This window comes from Streptomyces sp. CB02056 (assembly GCF_001905545.1).
GTDB lineage: Bacteria > Actinomycetota > Actinomycetes > Streptomycetales > Streptomycetaceae > Kitasatospora.
This window is the reverse complement of record NZ_LIPD01000003.1, coordinates 805,163-826,322: the sequence shown is the minus strand read 5'-3', so window position 1 is coordinate 826,322 and position 21,160 is coordinate 805,163. Positions and strand designations below refer to the sequence as shown.

Here is a 21,160-nt window from a genome sequence, read left to right as displayed (position 1 = left end):
GGGCCGCCGAGGGAGGCGGCACGAGGGCGTCGATCGCGCTGGGGACGGACGGTTCCGTGCGTACTATTCGGCCAGCCGGACATGGCGGGATCCGGTCGACCAGATGTACGAGACCACAACGCGACGACTCCGTACCGGAGTTGGGAACTCCGCAAGCGAAGGGCCCGCGCCGAGGCGCGGGCCCGCCGACCTGCGGTTCAGTACCGGGTGAGCGGTACCGGGTGGTTCAGTGCGCCGGGGTGTAGGACAGCGCGAGCTTGCCGATCTTCTGGCCGGCGGTGAAGTAGCCGGTGCCCAGCTTGGTGTCGAGGTACTGCGCGCCGGCCGCGTCCACCTCGAAGCTGGAGGAGGTCAGGTTCTGGGTGAGGCCGCTGCGGGTGATCACGTTGTCGCCGGACGGGTCGAGCAGCGGGACCGGCGTGGTCGAGCCGTTCGGAACGGCGGTGAAGTAGCCGTTGTCGACCGAGAAGTCGAGCTGCTTGAAGGCCACGCTCTTGCCGGTCTTGAGGTTCAGGAAGAGCAGGCCGCCGCCGAACTGCACGTCGCCGTAGAAGTTCGGGATGTTCGCGGCGCCGCCGGTCACCGGAAGCGTCACGGTGAGGCCCGCCGTCTGGTCGTACGCCGGGTCCGCGGGCTGCAGCGGGATGATCACGATGCCGTTGAGCGCGGCGTTCGTCAGGAAGTTGACGTCGGTGGTGATCACGGCCTGGCCGGCGGCCGGGGTGGTGGCCGTGTCGGCGACGGCGACGCCGCTCACGGCGGTCAGGGAGAGGACGACGGCGGCACCGGTAGCGGCCAGGCGGGCGCTGATGCGGGACATGCTGGACTCCTTGGGAGAGGGAGAGGTGATGTGCGGGTGGTGCGGTTCGGCGGGGCTCAGGAATGGGTGACGGAGCCGCAGGCGATCTGCGGCAACGGGACGAAGCCGGACTTCCTGATGGCGTCCGCGCCGTTGCGGCAGATCCAGCCGCCGCGGCCGAAGATGCCGCGCAGCGCGGCACCACGGGTGTTGTCGGCGTACAGCTCCGCGTCGCGCAGGACGTTCGACAGCACGACCCCGTACGGCGCCGTGACGGCGGAGGCCGAGATCGTCCTGGTCTGCGGGTCGATGGGCGCGATGCCGTCGACGGACCTCAGGGTCAGGGCACCCGGCACGTCCTCACCACCGCCCTGCCCCTGGTACGCCTGGCCGATGTAGTAGCCCGTCGAGTAGGGGATCAACGCGTCGGGGTCGGCCAGGACCGGGTCGCTGCCCTGGTTCTCCCGGATGCCGCTGGTGACGCAGGCACCGGGGGTGACCGCGTAGCCGCGACCGATCGTGAGCAGGAAGTGCGCCCTCAGACCTGTCCCGGGCGGGGGAAGGTAGGCCTTGATGGTGGCGTTCGGCAGCGCCGGGTCGATCTGGTTCCAGGTGGTGACCGCGCAGGTGTAGATGTCCTTCAGGTTCCCGGTGCTCAGGTTCGCCGGGGCGTTTCCGGTGGCCGGGGCGGCCCAGGCGACGGCGTCCCAGGCGATGGCCACGAAGTCGTCCGTCGAGAGGTCGTCCTGCTGCGGGCCGCGTGACGCGCGGGCGAAGTCCACGGTGGTGCCGGTGCGGCCGTTCAGCGCGACCATGCCGGCGTGCTGGTCCGCGGGCCGGGCGATCGTCGTGGCACCCGACTTGGTGGTGATGGTCCCGCTCGGGCGCGTGTCCCAGCTGTACAGCCTCGGCGTCGCCGGATCCGTCAGCGAGGCGTTGTAGCCGCTCGCGATCCGGTTCATCAGGATCTGGGTCGTCCCGTCGCCGACACCCACGACGTCGACGGCACGCGGTGTGACACCGGCCGCCGGGTCGGCGAGCGCGGTACCGCCGACGGTGGTCGTCGCCAGGACGGCGATCGCGGCGGCACCGCCCAGCATGGTCATGGCCCTGCGCATCGGCCCGCCTCCGGCGTCCGGTCGTGGTGAGGGTGGCCCGGCGGCCGCGGGGCGAGGCCCCGCGGCCGCCGGTGTGGTGCGGGGTGGATCAGGAGTGGGTGACGGCGCCGCAGGCGAAGGCGGACAGCGGCAGGAAGCCGTAGCTCTTGAGGTCGTTGGCGCCGTTGTTGCAGAGCCAGCCGCCCTTGCCGAAGATGGCGCGCAGGGTGGCGTTCGAGTTCCACTCGGTGTCACGGAAGACGTTGTAGACCACGCGGGAGTACGGGGTGGCCGCGAAGGCGGCGCTGATCGTCTTGGCCGTGGTGTCCACCGGCAGGACACCGTTGACGTTGCGGATGGTCAGCGGGCCCTGGACGTCGGTGCCGCTGCCCTGGCCGTAGTAGACCTGGCCGATGTAGTGGGCCACGGAGTAGGGGACCAGCGCGTTGGGGTCGGCCAGGACCGAGTCGCTGCCCTGGTTCTCCTGGGTGCCGCTGGTGACGCAGCCACCGGGGGTGACCGCGACGCCGCCACCGATGGTGGTCAGGAAGTAGGAGCGGGTGCCGGAGTCGGTCTGCGGCAGGAAGGGCTTGATGGTGGCGTTCGGCAGCGACGCGTCGATGTCGTGCCAGTTGGTCACCGCACAGGTGAAGATGTCCTTCAGGTTCCCGGTGGTCAGGTTCGCCGGGGCGTTGCCGGTGGCCGGGGCGGCCCAGGCGACGGCGTCCTTCGCCAGGCTGACGAAGTAGTCGCTGCTCGGGTCGCTCGACTGCGGGCCGCGCGAGGAGCGGGCGAAGTCCACCGTGGTGTTGGTGTAGGTGGCCAGCGCCTTGATGCCGGCGCCGGAGCCGTTCGGGCGGGCGATCGCGGCGGAACCGGCCTTGGGGGTGATGGTGGTGCCGGTGGGGGTCGCGTCCCAGCTGTAGACGCGGGGGGCGTTCGGGTCGGTCAGCGACGCGTTGTAGTCGGCGGCGAGCTGGTTCACGACGGCCTGGGTGGTGTCGGAGCCGGTGCCCACGAAGTCGATGGCGCGCGGCGTCACGCCGGCGGCCGGGTCGGCGACGGCGGTGCCGCCGGCGACGGTCGCGATGGAGGTCGCCAGGGCGGCGACGGTGAGCAGCTTGGCAGCGGTCTTACGCATGTTCCTCTTCCTCCGGGGGAGAGACGTACATCGCGTGAAACCCGTACTCCGTTCGGGAGTTCGGGGCCGTGTGGCCGCGTCCGCTGCGGCCTCGCCGGCAGTGCCGATCCTGTCCGGCGGGGAGGTTCCGCCGGAAGGGAGGCCGGGTCCGGCCGGGGAATGTCGACTCATCGGTTCGACGAGGTTTAGCCACTGGTCAGCGTGCACGTGACAGGGGCACTACCGGCCCTCCGAACCCGGTCGACGTTCTTCTCCAGGAAGCTGCTCGGGGTGTTGCCGGAAACCTGCCCTTCACCGGAACTGCACGGACGGGGGCCGTGGACGGAACCGCCGCCTCCGGACGCGCCCCCGGACATGCTCCGGACATGCTCCGGATACGCCCCGACACGCCTCCGGACATGCCGACATGGCGGCCCGTCGCGTTCGACGGACCGCCATGCACACGGTCTCCTACAGCGGTCGGCGGCCGTCCCGCCCCGATCGCCGCAACTCCTGCCCCACCCACTGCAGTCCGGCCAGGAACCCCTCGATCCCCGCCTGGCACTGGTCCCGCCGCAGGTATCCCCGGGCGCTGCGGGCGACCGGGACGGCGTCGGCCGCCCCCGGCCGGGTGCTGCGCACCGGCAGGTAGGCGGCCCAGACCCACTGACGTCCTTCGGACTGCCCGACCGAGCACCGCAGCGCGGCCCGTTCGATCAGCAGCACCCGGACGGCCTCGGCGAGTTCGTCCTCGCTGCGGTACGTCCGTACGCCGACCCCGAGCGGCCTCCCGTTGGCGGCCCGCAGTGCCCAGCCGAGGCAGCGGTCGGCCGCCGGCACGATCAGCAGTCGCGGGCCGCGTCGCTCAGCGGCCATCGGTGCGTCTCAACGGTACGGCGGGCTCCGGGAGTTCGTGCGGAGGCTGCTTGGAGAGCAGCACCACGAACCGCCGGAAGGCGTTCTGGCAGGTCGCGTACCGCTCGTACGCGCGGCTGGAGCGCACCTCGGGGAGGGCGCGCGAGCCCGGGACGACCCAGATCCAGCCGATGCCCTCCCGCACGTGGGTGATGCGCGCGGTGAGCCCGGGCGCCGCGGCGCGCAGGCCGTCGAAGCCCCGCTCGGCCTCGCCCGCCGTCTCGAACGCGGCCGGGGTGATCGCGACCACCCGGCCGTTGGACGCCTTCAGTTGCCAGCGGTAGCGCCCGTCCGCTGCCCGTTCGGCGCGGAAACCCCCTCGACTTGCCCCTGCTGCGGTGTGACCGCGGCCGGCAGCGTTCACTGCCCCCTCCGTCCGGTTGCCCTCCGGTTTCCCCTCCGAGCGGAGCAAAGCTATGTGTGCACACGGAGCCCCCGAAAGCCCAGAACGTTCACAACTTGCGCTGTTGGTCGGGAAGTTCTCTCTCGTTTAACTTTCACCGGTTCTTGGTGGTAGTCCCGGTCGGAACCCTCAGAGCCGGGCCGTCCAGCGCACCATCGTGCCCTTGCGGTACGGCCCGCTCTCGTGCCAGGCGTCGCCGCCGAGCGCCTCGGCGCGCCGGGTGAGGTTGAGCAGGCCGCTGCGCCGGCCGCCGGCCGGGATGCCCACCCCGTCGTCGGTCACGGTGAGCAGCACGCCGGGCCGGCCGCCCCGGTCCAGCGAGTCCGGGTCGCCGCCCACCGGGCGGCCGTCCTCGCCCAGGTGGGTGGTCGCGTCGATCTCCACGCCGACCCGGGAGGCGCGCGCGTGCCGGGCCGTGTTGGAGAGCATCTCGCGCAGGGCGGCGAGCAGTTGACGGCCGGTCTTCTCCCCGACCAGGCTCTCCACCGGCCCGACGAAGCTCACCGAGGGCTTGAAGCCGAGCGCGGCCGCGGCCTGGCTGGCCTCCCGCAGCACCCGGGTGCGCAGGGTGTCCGGCGCGTCGCCGTGGTCGTCGTGCTGGAGGGCGTAGATGGTGGTGCGGACCTCCTGGATGGTGGCGTCCAGCTCGTCCACCGCCTTGCCGATGCCGACCCTGACCTCGGGGACGACGGCCCGCCGGGCGGCGCTCTCCAGCATCATCCCGGTGGCGAACAGCCGTTGGATCACCAGGTCGTGCAGGTCGCGGGCGATCCGGTCGCGGTCCTGGAAGACGGCCAGCCGCTGCTGGTCGCGCTGGCCCTCGGCGAGCCGCAGGGCCAGCGCGGCCTGCGAGGCGAAGGTCTCGGCGAGCTGCTTCTCGCTGTCGGTGAACGGCACCGCGCCGTGCGGGCGCCAGACGCAGAGCCCGCCGAGCACCCGCCCGGCGGCGACCATCGGCACGGCCATGGACGGGCCGAAGCGGCGGGCGAGCCGGATCACCACGGTCGGGTCGCTGGACATGTCGTCCAGGTAGACGCTCTCCCCCGCGAGCAGCCGCGCCGCGAAGCTCTCCCGGGGCAGCAGTTCGCCGCGGACGTACTCGGCCAGTTCGCCGGAGGCGTGCGCGACCCGCATCTGCCCGTCGCCCTCGCCGCCGCCCTCCGGGCCGGTCGGCAGCAGGATCATGCCGAGCGCGGCGTCCGCCAGCTCCCGTACCTGCTCGGCGGCGACGGTCAGCGCGCTCTCGGCCTGCTCGGCGGAGAGCAGGGCGGTGGCGACGGCGGCGGCGCCGGCGATCCAGCGTTCGCGGCGGCGGCCCTCCTCGTACAGCCGGGAGTTCTCGATGGCCACGCCGGCCGCCGCGGCGAGCGCGTGCACCACCTGCTCGTCCTCGGGGGTGAAGGCGCCGCCGCCCTTCTTCTCGGTGAGGTAGAGGTTGCCGAACACCTCCGCGCGGACCCGGATCGGCACGCCCAGGAAGGTCCTCATGCAGGGGTGGTGCGGCGGGAAGCCGGAGGAGCGCGGGTCGGTGCGGAGGTCGGCCAGCCGCAGCGGCTCGGGGCGGTCGATGAGCGCGCCGAGGATGCCCCGGCCGGCGGGCAGTTCGCCGATCTCGGCGGCGGTCTCGTCGTCGACCCCGACGTGGATGAAGTCGGCCAGGCCGGTGCCGCCGGGGGCGATCACGCCGAGCGCCGCGTAGCGGGCGTCGACCAGTTCGGCGGCGCCCACGGCGATCCGGTGCAGGGTGGCGTGCAGGTCCAGCCCGGCCCCGATCGAGACCACCGCCTCCAGCAGCCGCTGCATCCGGTCGGTGACCGCGGCGGCCGACTGCAGGCGCTCGGCGACCTCGGTGACCAGGGTGTCCAGCCCGAGTGAGGCGATCTCCGGCACCTGGTGGGGCGTCTGCTCGGCGGCGGCCCCGGGGAGGTCCGACGGGAGGCCCGGAGCGGGGTCCGACGGAAGGCCCGGAACGGGGTCCGACGGGAAGCCCGGAGCGGGGTCGGGCGGGAGGTCCGGCGTGGGGTCCATGAAGAAAGCCTACGTTTGTACGCTTTTCAGCCGAAGGACGGCGCGACTAACGGGTGACGGCCCGGCCGGCGGCGGCCGGAACCGGCTCCAGCAGCCCGTCCGCCTCCCGCTCCCGCCGCCACATCGCGTGCAGTCGCCCGTCCGGGTCGGCGACCAGCTCCGACCAGCGGCCCCGCTCGGCCACCCGTCCGCCGTCCAGCACCAGCACCTCGTCCACCGTGGTGTCGTCCAGCCCGGCCAGCCGGTGGGTGATCAGCACGGTGGTGCGGCCCTCGGTGGCGGCCAGCAGGTCGGCGGTGAGGGCGTCGGCGGTGGGCAGGTCGAGGTGCTCGGCGGGCTCGTCCAGGACCAGCACGGGGAAGTCCGCGAGCAGCGCCCGGGCGAGCGCCAGCCGCCGGCGCTGGCCGCCGGAGAGCCGGGCGCCGTGCTCGCCGACCATGGTGTCCAGGCCGTCCGGCAGGCCCTCGGTCCACTCCAGCAGCCGGGCGGCGGCCAGCGCGGCGCGCAGCTCCTCCTCCCCCGCCGCCGGCCGGGCCAGCCGCAGGTTCTCCCGCAGCGAGCTGTCGAAGACGTGGGCGTCCTGGGCGCAGAGCCCGATCACCCGGCGGACGGACTCGCCCGCCAGCGCGCGGCTGTCCACCGCCTCGGGGCGGCCGTCGGCGAACCGCACCGTCCCGGCGCTCGGCTCCAGGAAGCGCAGCAGCGCCTGGGCGAGGGTGGTCTTGCCGGAGCCGGACGGGCCGACCACGGCGATCCGGCGGCCGGCCGCGAGGTCGAGGTCCACCCCGACGAGCGCGTCCGCCGTCTGCCCGGGGTGCCGTACGGTCAGCCCGCGCACCGCGACGGGCAGCGGCCGCTCGGGCAGTGCCACCGGTTCGGCGGGCTCGGCGACCGGGGCTTCGGCGGAGAGCACCTCGTCCAGCCGGGCCCGCGCGGCGCGGCTGCGCTGGCGGGCCTGGACGGCGAGCGGCATCCCGGTGACGGCCTCGAAGGCGGCCAGCGGGGTCAGCACCACCACGGCCAGGCAGACCGGCGCCAGCACCCCGTCGCGCACCCCCTGGACGCCGACGGCGGCCGCGGCGGTCACGGTCAGCCCGGTGAGCAGGGCGATCAGCCCGGTGCCGAGCGCCGTGGTGGCGGCCGAGCGGGCGGCCAGCCCGGTCAGCGCGGCGTCGGCGCTACGGACGGCGGCCAGCCGGCCGGGCAGCGCGCCGGCCACGGTGAGCTCGGCGGTGCCGGTGAAGGCGTCCACCACGGCGGTGGCCAGGCGCCCGCGCGCCGGGGCCTGGCGCCGCTCGGCGCCGGCCGACCAGCGGGCGGCCAGGGCGGGCACCAGCCCGCCCGCGAGCAGCAGTCCGAGGCCGAGCACCAGCCCGGCGGCCGGCAGGAAGGCGGCCATCGCCGCGGTCGAGGCCAGCGCGACCAGGCCGGCCACCGCGGCCGGCAGCCGCCAGCGCAGGTAGTGGTCCTGGACGGCGTCCACGTCGGCGACCAGCCGGGAGAGCAGGTCGCCGCGCCGGAAGGCGGGCAGTCCGGCCGGGGCGAGCGCGCTCAGCCGCCGGTAGACGGCGGCCCGCAGGGTGCCGAGGGTGCGCAGCACCGCGTCGTGCGAGACCAGCCGCTCGGCGTAGCGGAAGACGCTGCGGCCGATGCCGAAGGCCCGTACCGAGGTGACGGCCATCATCAGGTAGAGCACCGGCGGCATCTCGGAGGCCCGGGAGATCAGGTAGCCGGAGGTGGCCATCAGCGCGACGGCGCAGCCGAGGGCGAGCGCGCCGAGCAGGATCGAGAGCGCCAGCCGGGGGGTGCCGCCGCCCTCGGGCCGGGGCTCCTCGGCGACGGCGGGGGCGGGAGTGGGGCGGCCGCTGTGGGCGAGCGGCGCCACCGGGGCGGCCGGGGCGGCGGCCGCCGGGGCGGCCGCCAGCCGTACCCGCCGGTCGGCGACGGCCAGCAGGGCGGGCCGGTGCGCGACCACCAGCACGGTGCGCGCCGGGTCGGCGGCGAGCGCCCGGACGGCGTCCACCACGGCCGCCTCGGAGGCGCCGTCCAGGTTGGCGGTCGGCTCGTCCAGCAGCACCAGCGGCCGGTCCTCGGCGAGCAGCACCCGGGCGAGGGCGAGGCGCTGGCGCTGCCCGGCGGAGAGCCCGGCGCCGTCCTCCCCCAGGACGGCGGCCAGGTCGGTCACGAAGTCGAGCGCGTGCGCGGCCCGCAGCGCCGTCCACAGCTGCTCGTCGGTGGCCTCCGGCCGGTAGAGCCGCAGGTTCTCGGCGACCGTCCCGGCGAACAGGTGCGGGTGCTGCGGCACCCAGGCGATCTGCCGCCGCCAGCTCTCCGGCTCCAGCTCGGCCAGGTCGTACGTCGTACGGCCGTCGGCGGCGGTGATCCGGACGGTGCCCGACGACGGGGCGGTGAGGCCGAGCAGCACGGCCAGCAGGGTGGACTTGCCGGCGCCGCTGGGGCCGGTGAGCGCCGTGCTGGAGCCCGGGCGCAGGGTCAGCGCGGCGCCGTCCAGCGCGGGCTCGGTGCGCCCGGGGTGCCGGACGACCAGGCCCTCGGCGGCGATCACGGCGCTCGCGAGGTCGGGTGCCGGGGTGGTGCCGGCGGCGGGCAGCGGGGTCTCCAGCACCCGGAACAGCTCGTCGGCGGCGGTCAGCCCCTCGACGCTGGAGTGGTAGAGCGCGCCGACCTGGCGGATCGGGAAGTACACCTCGGGGGCGAGCACCAGGATCAGCAGCCCGGTCTCCAGGTCGAGCGTGCCGTCCACCAGCCGGAAGCCGACGGTGACGGCGACCAGCGCGACGGACAGGGTGGAGAGCAGCTCCAGGGTGAAGGAGGAGACGAAGGCGATCCGCAGGGTGCGCAGGGTGGCCCGGCGGTAGTCGGCGGTGATCCGGGCGATGGTGGCGGCCTGGGTGCGGGCCCGGTTGAACACCTTGAGGGTGGGCAATCCGGCGACCACGTCGAGGAAGTGGTGGGAGAGCCGGGACAGGGTGTTCCACTGCCGGTCCATCCGGGACTGGGTGGCCATCCCGATCAGCACCATGAACAGCGGGATCAGCGGCAGCGTCCCGGCGATGACCGCGGCCGAGGTGAAGTCGGCGCCGACGATCCGCAGCAGCACGATCACCGGGACGACCACGGCCAGCGCCAGCTGCGGCAGGTAGCGGGCGAAGTAGTCGTCCAGCGCGTCGATGCCGCGGGTGGCGAGGGTGGTGAGTTCGCCGGTGCGCCGGCCCGCCAGGTAGGACGGGCCGAGCGCGGTGGCGTGGTCGAGCAGCCGGCGCCGCAGGGTGGACTTCACCCGGGCGACGGACCGGTGGGCGGTGAGTTCGGTGAGCCAGCCGACCAGCCCGCGCCCGACCGCGGTCAGGGCGAGCAGCAGCAGCGGCGTGGTCAGCTCGCCGAGCGTCGCCCCGCGCTGGAAGGCGCGGACGACGATCTCGGCGATCAGACTCGCCTGGGCGACCACCAGGGCCGCGCCGACCGCGCCGAGCAGCACGGATCCGGCGAGGAAGGCCCTGGTGGTGCGGGCGTACCCGAGGAGTCGGGGGTCGACCGGCTTCACGGCGTCAGGCCTGGTCGAGCGGGGCGGCCGGGTTGTGCCCGGGGATGTGCTGGACGCCGATCCGCTTGCGGAACACCCAGTACGTCCAGCCCTGGTAGAGCAGCACCAGCGGGGTGAAGATCGCCGCCACGACGGTCATCACCTTCAGCGTGTACGGCGAGGACGCGGCGTTGCTGACGGTCAGGCTCCACTCCGGGTTCAGGGTGGAAGGCATGACGTCCGGGAAGAGCGCCAGGAAGAGCATCGCGACCGCGGCCACGATGGTCGCCCCGGAGAGGCTGAACGCCCATCCCTCGCGGCCGAGCTGGTTGGCCGCCAGGGCGCCGAGCAGGGCGACCACCGCGACGATCATCGCGGCGAGGCTGCGGCCGTTGCCGTGGTCCACCTGGGTCCAGGTCAGGAAGGCCAGCGCCAGCACGGCGGTCGCCAGGCCGGAGACCAGGGCGGACCTGCGGGCCCGCTCGCGGATCTCGCCGACCGTCTTGAGCGCGGCGAACACCGAGCCGTGCAGGGTGAACAGGGCGAGCGTCACCAGGCCGCCGAGCAGCGCGTACGGGTTCAGCAGGTCCCAGAGGGTGCCGACGTAGTTCTTCTGCGCGTCGATGTCCACGCCGCGCACGATGTTGGCGAAGGCCACGCCCCAGAGGAAGGCCGGGAGGAGGGAGGTCCAGAAGATGGCCTCCTCCCAGTTCCGCTGCCAGCGGGCGCCGTCGTTCTTGGCCCGGTACTCGAAGGCCACCCCGCGGACGATCAGGCAGACCAGGATGACCAGCAGCGGGATGTAGAAGCCGCTGAAGAGCGTCGCGTACCAGTCCGGGAAGGCCGCGAAGGTGGCGCCGCCGGCGGTCAGCAGCCAGACCTCGTTGCCGTCCCAGACCGGGCCGATGGTGTTGATCAGCACCCGCCGCTCGGCGGTGTTGCGGGCCAGCGGCTTGGTCAGCACGCCGATCCCGAAGTCGAAGCCCTCCAGGAAGAAGTAGCCGATCCACAGGACCGCGATCAGCACGAACCAGACGTCGTGGAGTTGCATGTCAGATCCTCAGTTCCCCGGTGTCCCGGCGCCTCAGTAGGCGAAGGCGAGCGGCTTGTCGGCGTCCTCGTCCGAGGACGGTCCGCGCAACGACGGGTCCTTGGTGGGCGGCTGCTCGGTCACCACCGGGCCGGCCTTGGCGTACTTGACCAGCAGCCGGACCTCGATGACGGCGAGGATCGCGTACAGCGTGGTGAAGGTGGCCAGCGCGCCGATCTGGGTGCCGACGCTGACGTTGGGGGAGACCGCGCTGGCCGTGGTCATCAGGCCGAAGACGGCCCAGGGCTGACGGCCCATCTCGGTGAAGATCCAGCCGAAGCTGTTGGCGATCAGCGGGAAGCCCATGGTCAGGATGCCGATCCGCCAGCTCCACTTGGTCAGCTGCGGCCCCAGCTCGCGCCTGGGGGTGAGCATCAGCCGGGGCACCTCGGTCTCGCCGGTGCGGAACTCGGGGTGCAGGAAGAGCTTCTTCCGGGTGGTCCACAGGCCGATCAGGCCGGCCAGGAAGGAGGTCATCCCGAAGCCGATCATGAGGCGGAAGCCCCAGTAGGTGACGAAGATGCTCGGGATGTAGTCCTTGGGGTCGCCGCCGTGCTGGGCGGCCTCGGCGGCGGCGGTGTCGTTGATGCCGGGGACGGACGAGCTGAAGTCGCTGTGGGCGAGGAAGGAGAGTATCCCGGGGATCTCCAGGGCGACCGAGTTGTGGCCCTTGCTGACGTCCCCGACCGCGAAGACCGAGAACGGCGCCGGCGCCTGGGTCTCCCACAGCGCCTCGGCGGCGGCCATCTTCATCGGCTGCTGCTCGAACATGACCTTGCCCAGGGTGTCGCCGCTGAGCGCGGTGCCGGCGCCGAAGACGACCGCGAGCACCAGGCCGAGCCGCAGCGAGGTGCGCATCGCGGCGGTCTTCTTCGGGTCGGCGGTCTCGGGCTTGCGCTTGGCCTTCCAGAGGTGGAAGGAGGCGATGCCGACGACGAAGGCCGCTCCGGTGAGGAAGGCGGCGGTCAGGGTGTGGAAGACGACCACCAGGGTGGTGTTCTGGAACAGCACCCGGACGACGTCGGTCAGCTGGGCCTTGCCGGTGACCGGGTCGATCGCGTAGCCGACCGGGTGCTGCATCCAGGAGTTGGCGGCCAGGATGAAGTAGCCCGAGAGCACGGTGCCCAGCGCCACCATCCACATGCAGGCGCAGTGGATCTTCCTCGGCAGCTTGTCCCAGCCGAAGATCCACAGGCCGATGAAGGTGGACTCGAAGAAGAAGGCGATCAGCGCCTCCATCGCGAGCGGGGCGCCGAAGACGTCGCCGACGAAGCGGGAGTAGTCGGACCAGTTCATGCCGAACTGGAACTCCTGGACGATGCCGGTGACCACGCCCATCGCGATGTTGATGAGGAAGAGCTTTCCCCAGAACTTGGTGGCGTGGAAGTACTTCTCCTTGTTCGTCCGCACCCAGGCGGTCTCCAGACCGGCCACGATCGCGGCCAGGCTGATCGTGAGCGGGACGAAGAGGAAGTGGTAGACGGTGGTGATGCCGAATTGCCATCGCGCGATGGTTTCGTGAGCGATTGCCAGTTCCACGTCGCCCTCTCTCCCAACCTGCCCGCGTGACGACGGGCATCTTCCGGACAAACTTCATCTATAGCCGTAGACCGTTGCTCAACCACGCAAGCTTGTCCGCTTGTGAACGTGAACACGTTCACAAGGAGCAGTATCCACCATCCTTACGGGGGAACCGCAGGTGGGGTGGGATTGACAGGCTGTGCGCTGCGTCACGGGCCGCGGCGCGGTCCGCACAGTCTGCGGACCCACCGCGGGCCGGGGCAACGAACGACCGGGCGGACGGCCGGAAGTTGTTGGCCGAACCGGCGCTTGACAGGCCCGCGACCCGGTCGCCCCGACGGGATCCGCGTGCTAGGGCCTGTCCTCGGACTCGCCTCTGCGGGCCACGTCCTACGGGCGGCCGAGCAGCTCGGTGCCCGGGACGGAATCGGCGCGGGCCGTGAAGAACCCGGTGAATCCGGCCAGGAACTCCTCCCGGGTGATCCGCCCGTCCCCGTCGGCGTCCAGCCGGCGGAAACCGTGCGACAGCTCCGCCGGGTGCACGCGCGGCCCGCCGAACACCGCGCGGTACTCGTCGAACTCCAGGAAGCCGCTGCCGTCGGTGTCGGCCGCGGTGAACACCGCCCGCAGCGCGGGCAGCAGCCCCCGCTCCAGGTAGGCCTCGTCCCGGTCCAGGCCGGCCAGGGTCGCCGCCACGAACTCCTCCCGGCTGACCCTCCCGTCCCCGTTCGCGTCCATCACCGCGCGCAGCTGCTCCCACCAGCTGTCGAAGGCCTCGTACACCCGGGCCTCGCCCGCCTCGTCCAACTCCAGCTGCCAGCACACGTTGTGCGCCATCGCCCGCAGGTCGTGCGCGGTGATGAAGCCGTCGCCGGTCTGGTCGAGCACCTCGCGGAAGAAGCGGTCCAGCCGGGGCCCCCGGCCGTCCCGGTGCGGGCGGTGGCGCTTCGGCGCCCGGTGCTCCTCCGGGGAGCGGTAGCGCAGCCGGTCCGGGAGGAGCGGGACGACCGCACCGGCACCGCGGTGCAGCACGGCGGACAGCAGCGCGGCCCGCCGGGTCCGGACCAGCCCGAACCGCTCCCGCACCGCCGGCGGCAGGTCCGCCACCGTCAGCTCGCGGATCGCCCGGGCGACCACCACCCGCACCACCCGCCAACCCGCGTCGCCGAGGAACCGGAGCCGGCGCGGCGCGGGCGCCTCGCGCAGCAGGTCGTCCAACAGGTGGCGCGCCGCCTCGGTGTGCTCCAGCCGCTCCCGCGCGTACCGGGCGAAGTAGGCCGGCAACTCCCCCACGGTTTCCGGGATCTCGCCCTTCGGGAGGTCGAAGACGGCGACCGCCTCCCGGAACTCCGCGTACGCCTGCGCCAACTCCCCCGCGTCGTACCGGTCCCCGCCCAGCCGGCGCATCGCGACCACGCCCTCGAAGAGCGTCAGCAGCACCCACGCCCTGGTCGCCGCGTCCCCGGCGTCGTACGGCCGCCCGTCCGGCCCCGTCCCCCGGATCCGCTTGTGCGCCCGCTCCAGCCGCGCGACCTCCCGGCGCAGCGCGTCCGCGTCCTGGTAGAACAGCCGTCGCCCGCTGCCCAGCGTGTGCTCCACCCGCCGCCACGGGTGCGCCCGGTACGTCGAGTGCTCCGCCATCCCCGCCGCCACCACCGGATCCGCCGCCTGCAGCACCAGCAGCCGCCACGCGACCAGCACGATCCGCCACTCCGACAGGTCCCGCCTGAACGACGCGCCGCGTTCAGCCACGGCGCTCACCGGTGATCTCGGGACCGATCACGAAGCCCTTGGCGGGGCCCTCGGGGATCACGGCCTCCTTGCCGTACGGGACCCGGGTCGAGGTCGCGTAGGCACGGCGCTCGGGGTCGGGGCCGGTGAGGACGGTGACTGCGTCGAACCCCTCGATGATCTCCACATGGATGCCCTCGGGGACGTCCATGGACTTCCACATCTCCCACAGCGCCTGGTCCAGGTCCACGCCGGTCTCCTCAACAGCAACCGCGCTCATCGGAACACCCCAATTTCCCGTCCAGTGATCAGCCCGCGCGAGCCCGCGTGAGCAACGGCAGCACGGTCGCACGCGACCTGGGGGTCGGCCGGGTGAACGGCAACGGGTTCACTCGATCGAGGAGTTTCGGGGCCGGGAACGCCGGAACCGCAGGACGGGCCGGGGCCTGTCCTGCGGTTCGGGGGTGGTCGCGCCCGCCTTTCGGGCGGGCGCGGACCTGGTGGGTCAGGAAGCCGAGCGGGCCGGCTTGCGGCGGGAGACGTAGAGGGCGGCGGCGCCGAGGCCGAGGGCGAGGCCGGAGCCCAGGGCGAGGTACGGGGTGGCGGGGTTGGAACCGGTGTCGGCGAGTTCGGTGGCCGAGCCGGTGGTGGCGGCCTGCGTGGCGGTCGCGGTGCTGGTCGAGGTGGTCGACCTGTTCGAGGCGGTGGTGGCCCTGGTCGCGGTGGACGCCTTGGTCGCGGCGGTGTCCGAGGCCGGGGTGCCGGCGGCGGGCTGCTCGGCCGGCTTCTCGACCGGCTTCGCGGCGGCGGCCCGGGCGTCGGCGAGCGCCTTGTCCGCGGCGGCCTTGGTGGCGGCCGCGGCCTTGGTGGCCTCCTGGGCCGTGGAGATCCGCCGGAACGCCTCGACCTTGGCGTCGTCCAGGGCCTTGCCCGCGGCGGTCACGGCGGCCTTGGCCTTCTCGTCCGCGGCGGTGGCGGCGTTGGCGGCCTCGAACGCCTTCAGCATCCGCTCCCTGGCCTTGGGGAGGTCCTCCTCCTTGGCGGTGCCGTACGCCCGGGCGGCCTCCTCGGCCTCCTTGTCGGTGGTCTCCCTGGTCGCGGCGGCCTGCTTGGCGGCGGCCCGCGCCTCCTGGAGCCTGCCCTGGTAGGGCTGCGGGTCCTTCAGGAACGCGGTGGCCTCGGCCGTGACCTCGGCCTCGTTCGCGACGGCCGCCGTGTGGGCCTTGGCCGCGGCCCCGGCGGCCTGCTCCAGCTCGGCGATCGAGCCGCTGTCGCTCCGGGTCTGCGTCACCGACGCCGACTCCGCGAAGGCGGGCGCGGCGGAGAGCACGGCGGCGGGCGAGACGACGGCGGCGACGAGGACGGCCGAGACCAGCGAACGGCGGAGGTTCACGATGACCCCTTTCGGGTCGAAAGGAAAAGCAAGGGTCACGGCCGGAGGGTTCCTCACGGCCGGACGACGCCGATCATAGGCACACGCATTCTTAACGCTCCATGCCGGATTCCGGCAATGACCGGGCGTCCAACCTTCCGGGTTCGCCGGGGAATTGACGAGTCGACAAAGCCGGGGCAAAAGCGCGCCCCGAACGCCCGAATTCGTGGCATTCGGGTCGGCGGGGCCGAATTCGCGGCATTCGGCCCCGCGGGAATCCGGTCAGCGCTGCCGGGGGAGTTCGACGCGGAAGGTGGCGCCCTCGCCCGGGGCGGTGTGCAGGGTGAGGGTGCCGCCGTGGGCGCGGGTGAGGGCGGTGGCGATGGCGAGGCCGAGGCCGGCGCCGCCGCCGTTGTCGCGGCTGCGGGAGGCGTCGACCCGGAAGAACCGGTCGAAGACCCGCTGGGCCTGCTCCTCGGTGAGGCCCGGGCCGGAGTCGGCGACCTCCAGCAAGCAGACGCCGCCGGGGCCGGCGCCCACCCCGATCCGGACCGGGGTGCCGGCCGGGGTGTGCTTGACCGCGTTGCCGACCAGGTTGGTGACCACCTGCCGCAGCCGCGCCTCGTCGCCGAGGACGGGCGCCGCGCCGGGCGCGCCGGTGCCGGCCGGACCGGTGAGCGCGACCGGGCGGCTCGGGTCAAGGGCGGTGAGGTCGTGCAGCGCGTCGGCGGCGAGGGTGCGCAGGTCCATCGGGGCGAGGTCGAGCGGGCGCTCCTCGTCCAGCCGGGCGAGCACCAGCAGGTCCTCGACCAGGGCGCCCATCCGGTCGGCCTCGCTCTCGATCCGGGTCATGGTCCGCTTGACGTCGGCCTCGGTGGGCAGCGCGCCCATCCGGTACAGCTCGGCGAAGCCGCGGATGCCGGCCAGCGGGGTGCGCAGCTCGTGCGAGGCGTCCGCGACGAAGCGCCGCATCCGGGCCTCGGACTCGGCGCGGGCCGCGAAGGCCGCCTCGATCTGGGTGAGCATCCCGTTGAGCGCGATCGACAGCCGGCCGACCTCGGTGCCCGGGGAGAGCTCCGGCATCCGGTGCGACAGCTCGCCGGCCGCGATCCGCTCGGCGCCCGCCTCGATCCGGCGCAGCGGCCGCAGCCCGGCGCGCACCGCGAAGAAGCCGAGCGCGGCGATCAGCACCAGGACGCCGCCGCCGATGGCCAGGAAGGAGGTGCTCAGCCTGCCGATGGTGGCGTCGATGTCCTCGCGGGAGACCGCCACCATGACGTAGGTCGGGGTGACCGTCGGCGAGGCGTACGCGCTGGGGTTGGCGGCCTGCCCGCGGGGGGCCTGGAGCGGCAGCACCAGCACCCGCCAGCTGTGCCGGCCGCGCTGGTCGGGCAGGTCGAAGGGGACGTCGGGGGCGGTCCGGGTCGGGTCCAGTCCGGCCAGCTGGGGCGCCGGGTCGCTGTCCGAGACGGGCTGGCGCATCAGCGCCTGGACCTTGCCGTCCGAGGAGAGGTACTGCACCAGGTACTGGCTGGGCAGGCTGACCCGCCGCCCGGCGACCAGGGGCTTCCCCGCGGCCGGCGCGACCACCTGGCTCGGGGGCTTGCGGGAGAGCGGCAGCCCGTACCGCTGGAGCTGTTCGTCCAGCTGCTCCACCAGCTGGGTCCGTACGGCGCCGAGCACGAAGGTGTCGCTGACCGCGAGCCCGGTGGCGACCAGCGCGAACACGAGCACCAGCAGCCGGGCGCGCAGCGACAGCCGGGAGGAGAAGCGGGCGGGCACGAGCGGGTCCGGTCAGCCCTGCGGGGGGCGGCGCAGGGCGTAGCCGATGCCGCGCACGGTGTGGATCAGCTTGGGGCCGTGCACCGGGCCGGAGTCGAGCTTGCGGCGCAGGTAGGAGATGTACGACTCGACGATGGAGAGGTCCCCGCCGAAGTCGTAGGCCCAGACGTGGTCGAGGATCTGCGACTTGGAGACCACCCGGCCGACATTGGCCATCAGGTAGTGCAGCAGCTTGAACTCGGTCGGGGAGAGCGAGACCGGGGTGCCGCCCCGGGTGACCTCGTGGGCGACCGGGTCGAGGCTGAGGTCGGCGACGACCAGTCGGCCGTCCTCGGCGGGCCCGCCGGCCCGGCGCAGGATGGCGCGGATCCGGGCGATCAGCTCCTCCAGGCTGAAGGGCTTGGTGACGTAGTCGTCCGCCCCGGCGGCCAGGCCCTGGACCTTGTCGCCGACGCCGTCCTTGGCGGTGAGGAAGAGCACCGGCAGGTGGTCGGCGGGGTGCCCGTGGGCCGGCCCGGCTATCTGCCCGCGGCTGGTGCGCTCGCGCAGCTTCTCGACGACGGTGAAGCCGTCGAGGTCGGGGAGCATCACGTCGAGGACGACCAGGTCCGGGCGCTCGGCGGCGACCAGTTCGAGCGCCTCGGTGCCGGTGGCGGCGGAGGCGACGCGGAAGCCGGAGAAGCGCAGCGAGGCGGAGAGCAGCTCGCGGATGTTGGGCTCGTCGTCCACGACGAGCAGGAACGCCTCGCCCTGGCCGCCGGGCACCGTGGAACCGCCTGGTGTGGTGACAGTGCCTTGCACGGGGCTTTCGCCTCCCGGTCGGACGATGACGTTCAGCATGAGGCTAGCCCCCGGAGGCTATGCGGCATGGATGAATGTTGGATTAACACCTTATCGGTCGGTTTTTGGGCGATCGGCGCACAGGGGTGGGGTCGGTGGTGTGCGCACGGGCGTGGACACGACGGACGGGGCGCACACGCTGCGTGACGCGCCCCCTCGGTGTGCCGGCTCCCCCTCCGAGCGGGTCGACGGGAGCCGACGGGTGGACACCGCCCGCCGGTCGGCCCGACCCCCGGTCGCGAGCGACCCCCCGGACGCGACCGGCCCCTCGGGACCGCGGAATCCGTTCGCTTTTCCTCCTGCTATGATTTACAGCGAGGCGTAGGCAGTGCTTTCGAGCAATTGCCCGGCCCGATCATTTCGGTGGTCATAGCGAGAGGGAAACGCCCGGCTCCATTCCGAACCCGGAAGCTAAGCCTTTCAGCGCCGATGGTACTGCAGGGGGGACCCTGTGGGAGAGTAGGACGCCGCCGAATTCTTCTTACGGCCCCTGCCGTGTTTCGAAAGAGACACGGCAGGGGCTTTTTGCGTTTCCCCGGCCGTTCCCCGGCTGTTCCCCGCTTCCAGTGCGGGCGCCGACCCGCCCGCAGCGGCGCGTCCGCCATCCGAGACGCCGAGTCCCGGAAGTGGTGCTTTGCGGGCATCTGAGAGGATGGCGGACATCGAAACAGACTTGCGTCTCGCTACCTGAGACTGCAATATCATGCTATGGACAACACTAGCGGCGTCGGCGTTCTCGACAAGGCCGCTCTGGTGCTCAGCGCACTGGAGTCGGGCCCCGCCACACTGGCGGGGCTGGTCGCCGCCACCGGTCTGGCGCGCCCCACCGCCCACAGACTCGCCGTCGCACTCGAACACCACCGCCTGGTCACCCGCGACATGCAGGGCCGCTTCATCCTCGGCCCCCGCCTGTCCGAACTCTCCGCCGCCGCCGGCGAGGACCGACTGCTCGCCACCGCGGGCCCCGTCCTCACCCACCTGCGCGACGTCACCGGGGAGAGCGCGCAGCTCTACCGCCGCCAGGGCGAGATGCGCATCTGCGTCGCCGCCGCCGAACGACTCTCCGGTCTGCGCGACACCGTCCCCGTCGGCAGCACCCTGCCGATGAAGGCCGGCTCCGCCGCCCAGGTCCTCCTCGCCTGGGAAGAGCCCGAGCGCCTCCACCGAGGCCTCCAGGGCGCCCGCTTCACCGCCACCGCGCTCAGCGGCGTCCGCCGCCGCGGCTGGGCCCAGTCCATCGGGGAGCGCGAGCCGGGCGTCGCGTCCGTCTCCGCCCCCGTCCGCGGGCCGTCCAACCGCGTGGTGGCCGCCGTCTCCGTCTCCGGCCCCATCGAGCGGCTCACCCGCCACCCGGGTCGCCTGCACGCCCAGGCCATCATCGAGGCCGCCAACCGGCTCACCGAGGCCCTCCGCCGCAGCTGACCGCCGGGCAGCGCGGCCGGAACGCACGAACGGAACGGGCCGCGCCCGAGGAAAGGATCTCCTCGGGCGCGGCCCGTTCCGTCTTCCGGTCCCCCGCCTACGGTTCGACGCCCTACGGTTCGAGGCGGTGCGGGCCCCGGAAGAGGAACGTCGCCTCGCGGATCGACGGCAGGCCGACCGCCAGCATCAGCAGCCGGCCGAGCCCCAGACCGAGCCCGCCGTGCGGCGGGGTGCCGTAGCGGAAGCAGTCGAGGTACCCGGAGAGCGGGCCGGTGTCCATGCCCTTCTCCCGGGCCTGGGCGACGAGGCGGTCGTACCGGTGCTCGCGCTGGGCGCCGGTGGTGATCTCCACGCCCTTCCACAGCAGGTCGAAGGACTCGGTGACGCTCGGGTCGTCCTCCGGCCGCAGGTGGTAGAACGGCCGCACGGCGGCCGGGAAGCGGGTGACGAAGACGAACTCGTGCCCGGTCTCCTCGGCGATCAGGCCGCACAGCGCCCGCTCGCCCTCGGGGTCGAGGTCCTCCTTGACGCCCTCCGGGTCCCAGCCGGTGGCGCGGAGCCGGGCCAGCGCGTCGGCCATCGTGATCCGGGGGAACGGCAGTTCCGGGACGACGACCCGGGTGCCGAAGTGCTCGGCGATCGCCGCGCCGTGGCGCTCGGCCACGGCGGTCAGGACGCGGTGCAGCATCCGCTCCTCGAAGGCCATCACGTCCTCGGCCCCGTCGACCCAGGCGATCTCGACGTCGACCCCGGTGAACTCGGTGGCGTGCCGGGAGGTGAAGGACGGCTCGGCACGGAACACCGGCCCGATCTCGAAGACCCGGTCGATGCCGCCCGCGATGGCCATCTGCTTGTAGAACTGCGGGGACTGGGCGAGGTAGGCGGTCCGGCCGAAGTAGCCGACCTCGAACACCTCGGCGCCCGACTCGGAGGCCGTCCCCATGAGCTTCGGCGTGTGCAGCTCGGTGAAGCCCTCCTCGGCCGCCACCTCCCGCATCGCCCGCTCGACGGTCGTCTGGACGTCGAAGACCAGCTGCTGGGAGGGCCGCCGGATGTCGAGGAACCGCCAGTCCAGGCGCTGGTCGATCCCGGTCTTCTCGTCGATCGGCAGCTTCGGCTCGGCCGGTGAGACGACCTCCACGCGGGTCGGGACGATCTCCAGACCACCGAGCTTGACCTGCGGGTTGGCGACCACCCGGCCGGTGATCTTCACGGCGGACTCGACCGTCACGCCCTCGAAGGCGGCCTCGATGACGTCGTCCTCCCCACCCCGGAGGTGGGTGACCTGCACGAGACCGGTGTGGTCCCGGACCAGGACGAACTGGATGCGCCGCTGGAGTCGGAGCGTGTTCACCCACCCGTAGACGGTGACCGTCTCCTCCAGGTGCGCGGGCAGCTCGGCGACAAGGGTGCGCGTCATGACAGGGAACTCCCCGGGTTTGCGGGCGCGTTGGTCGCGCCACGTCGACGGGCGGTAAACGGCCGCCCTGGGCGCG

Annotated in this window: 16 protein-coding genes and 1 rRNA gene; 2 read left to right on the top strand and 15 right to left on the bottom strand. The window is 73.1% G+C overall.

Annotation, left to right across the window (positions count from 1 at the left end):
- Positions 1 to 226: 226 nt before the first annotated feature.
- The 14 genes from AMK13_RS11150 to AMK13_RS11085 all read right to left on the bottom strand — a co-directional run bounded on the left by AMK13_RS11150 (position 227) and on the right by AMK13_RS11085 (position 18,203).
- Positions 227 to 820: a hypothetical protein gene (locus tag AMK13_RS11150; protein ID WP_074002009.1), complete on the bottom strand. Its 594-nt coding sequence runs from the start codon at positions 818 to 820 to the stop codon at positions 227 to 229.
- 56 nt (positions 821 to 876) lie between these two features.
- Positions 877 to 1,917, bottom strand: coding sequence for a PstS family phosphate ABC transporter substrate-binding protein (locus AMK13_RS11145; protein WP_074002008.1), 1,041 nt, complete (start codon positions 1,915 to 1,917; stop codon positions 877 to 879).
- Positions 1,918 to 2,005: 88 nt separating this feature from the next.
- Complete coding sequence (locus AMK13_RS11140) at positions 2,006 to 3,037, bottom strand: PstS family phosphate ABC transporter substrate-binding protein (RefSeq protein WP_049655594.1); 1,032 nt, start codon at positions 3,035 to 3,037, stop codon at positions 2,006 to 2,008.
- A gap of 450 nt (positions 3,038 to 3,487) precedes the next feature.
- Positions 3,488 to 3,892, bottom strand: a complete 405-nt coding sequence (locus AMK13_RS11135; RefSeq protein ID WP_049655595.1) for a hypothetical protein — start codon at positions 3,890 to 3,892, stop codon at positions 3,488 to 3,490.
- Complete coding sequence (locus AMK13_RS11130; protein ID WP_074002007.1) at positions 3,882 to 4,295, bottom strand: DUF1508 domain-containing protein; 414 nt, start codon at positions 4,293 to 4,295, stop codon at positions 3,882 to 3,884. The genes AMK13_RS11135 and AMK13_RS11130 overlap by 11 nt, the downstream gene beginning before the upstream one ends.
- A gap of 168 nt (positions 4,296 to 4,463) precedes the next feature.
- Complete coding sequence (locus tag AMK13_RS11125) at positions 4,464 to 6,362, bottom strand: GAF domain-containing sensor histidine kinase (protein WP_079272014.1); 1,899 nt, start codon at positions 6,360 to 6,362, stop codon at positions 4,464 to 4,466.
- A 46-nt stretch (positions 6,363 to 6,408) separates the two neighbouring features.
- Complete coding sequence (cydD, locus tag AMK13_RS11120; protein WP_074002006.1) at positions 6,409 to 9,927, bottom strand: thiol reductant ABC exporter subunit CydD; 3,519 nt, start codon at positions 9,925 to 9,927, stop codon at positions 6,409 to 6,411.
- A gap of 4 nt (positions 9,928 to 9,931) precedes the next feature.
- Entirely contained in the window at positions 9,932 to 10,957 is a 1,026-nt protein-coding gene (gene cydB, locus AMK13_RS11115) for a cytochrome d ubiquinol oxidase subunit II (protein WP_074002005.1), read from the bottom strand.
- A gap of 33 nt (positions 10,958 to 10,990) precedes the next feature.
- The gene (locus tag AMK13_RS11110; RefSeq protein WP_049651270.1) at positions 10,991 to 12,535 is read right to left on the bottom strand and encodes a cytochrome ubiquinol oxidase subunit I; all 1,545 of its coding nucleotides are present in this window, start codon (positions 12,533 to 12,535) and stop codon (positions 10,991 to 10,993) included.
- 372 nt (positions 12,536 to 12,907) lie between these two features.
- Complete coding sequence (locus tag AMK13_RS11105; RefSeq protein WP_241852820.1) at positions 12,908 to 14,269, bottom strand: EF-hand domain-containing protein; 1,362 nt, start codon at positions 14,267 to 14,269, stop codon at positions 12,908 to 12,910.
- A complete protein-coding gene (locus tag AMK13_RS44045; protein WP_074002003.1) occupies positions 14,262 to 14,498 on the bottom strand; it encodes a hypothetical protein in 237 nt (78 codons plus the stop codon). The genes AMK13_RS11105 and AMK13_RS44045 overlap by 8 nt, the downstream gene beginning before the upstream one ends.
- Before the next feature lie 255 nt (positions 14,499 to 14,753).
- The gene (locus AMK13_RS11095) at positions 14,754 to 15,641 is read right to left on the bottom strand and encodes an LAETG motif-containing sortase-dependent surface protein (protein WP_074002002.1); all 888 of its coding nucleotides are present in this window, start codon (positions 15,639 to 15,641) and stop codon (positions 14,754 to 14,756) included.
- A 261-nt stretch (positions 15,642 to 15,902) separates the two neighbouring features.
- Positions 15,903 to 17,402 carry a sensor histidine kinase gene (locus tag AMK13_RS11090; protein WP_074002001.1) on the bottom strand — a complete coding sequence of 500 codons (1,500 nt, stop codon included), beginning with the start codon at positions 17,400 to 17,402 and terminating at the stop codon, positions 15,903 to 15,905.
- 12 nt (positions 17,403 to 17,414) lie between these two features.
- Entirely contained in the window at positions 17,415 to 18,203 is a 789-nt protein-coding gene (locus tag AMK13_RS11085) for a response regulator transcription factor (protein WP_274538680.1), read from the bottom strand.
- Between the two features lie 398 nt (positions 18,204 to 18,601).
- Between AMK13_RS11085 and rrf the strand changes: the two genes are divergently transcribed.
- Positions 18,602 to 18,718, top strand: a 5S ribosomal RNA gene (rrf, locus tag AMK13_RS11080).
- 232 nt (positions 18,719 to 18,950) lie between these two features.
- The gene (locus tag AMK13_RS11075) at positions 18,951 to 19,664 is read left to right on the top strand and encodes an IclR family transcriptional regulator (protein ID WP_030246527.1); all 714 of its coding nucleotides are present in this window, start codon (positions 18,951 to 18,953) and stop codon (positions 19,662 to 19,664) included.
- A gap of 112 nt (positions 19,665 to 19,776) precedes the next feature.
- Here AMK13_RS11075 and aspS read toward each other — a convergent pair whose 3' ends face one another.
- Positions 19,777 to 21,084 (bottom strand): aspartate--tRNA(Asn) ligase, encoded by a 1,308-nt coding sequence (gene aspS / locus AMK13_RS11070; protein ID WP_074001999.1) that lies wholly within the window; start codon positions 21,082 to 21,084, stop codon positions 19,777 to 19,779.
- Positions 21,085 to 21,160 lie beyond the last annotated feature (76 nt).

Bases quoted from the DNA above. Each gene is read 5' to 3' on its own strand.
- AMK13_RS11140 (WP_049655594.1), bottom strand. From the start codon at position 3,037: ATGCGTAAGACCGCTGCCAAGCTGCTCACCGTCGCCGCCCTGGCGACC.
- AMK13_RS11145 (WP_074002008.1), bottom strand. From the start codon at position 1,917: ATGCGCAGGGCCATGACCATGCTGGGCGGTGCCGCCGCGATCGCCGTC.
- AMK13_RS11135 (WP_049655595.1), bottom strand. From the start codon at position 3,892: ATGGCCGCTGAGCGACGCGGCCCGCGACTGCTGATCGTGCCGGCGGCC.
- AMK13_RS11150 (WP_074002009.1), bottom strand. From the start codon at position 820: ATGTCCCGCATCAGCGCCCGCCTGGCCGCTACCGGTGCCGCCGTCGTC.
- AMK13_RS11075 (WP_030246527.1), top strand. From the start codon at position 18,951: ATGGACAACACTAGCGGCGTCGGCGTTCTCGACAAGGCCGCTCTGGTG.
- AMK13_RS11125 (WP_079272014.1), bottom strand. From the start codon at position 6,362: ATGGACCCCACGCCGGACCTCCCGCCCGACCCCGCTCCGGGCTTCCCG.
- aspS (WP_074001999.1), bottom strand. From the start codon at position 21,084: ATGACGCGCACCCTTGTCGCCGAGCTGCCCGCGCACCTGGAGGAGACG.
- cydB (WP_074002005.1), bottom strand. From the start codon at position 10,957: ATGCAACTCCACGACGTCTGGTTCGTGCTGATCGCGGTCCTGTGGATC.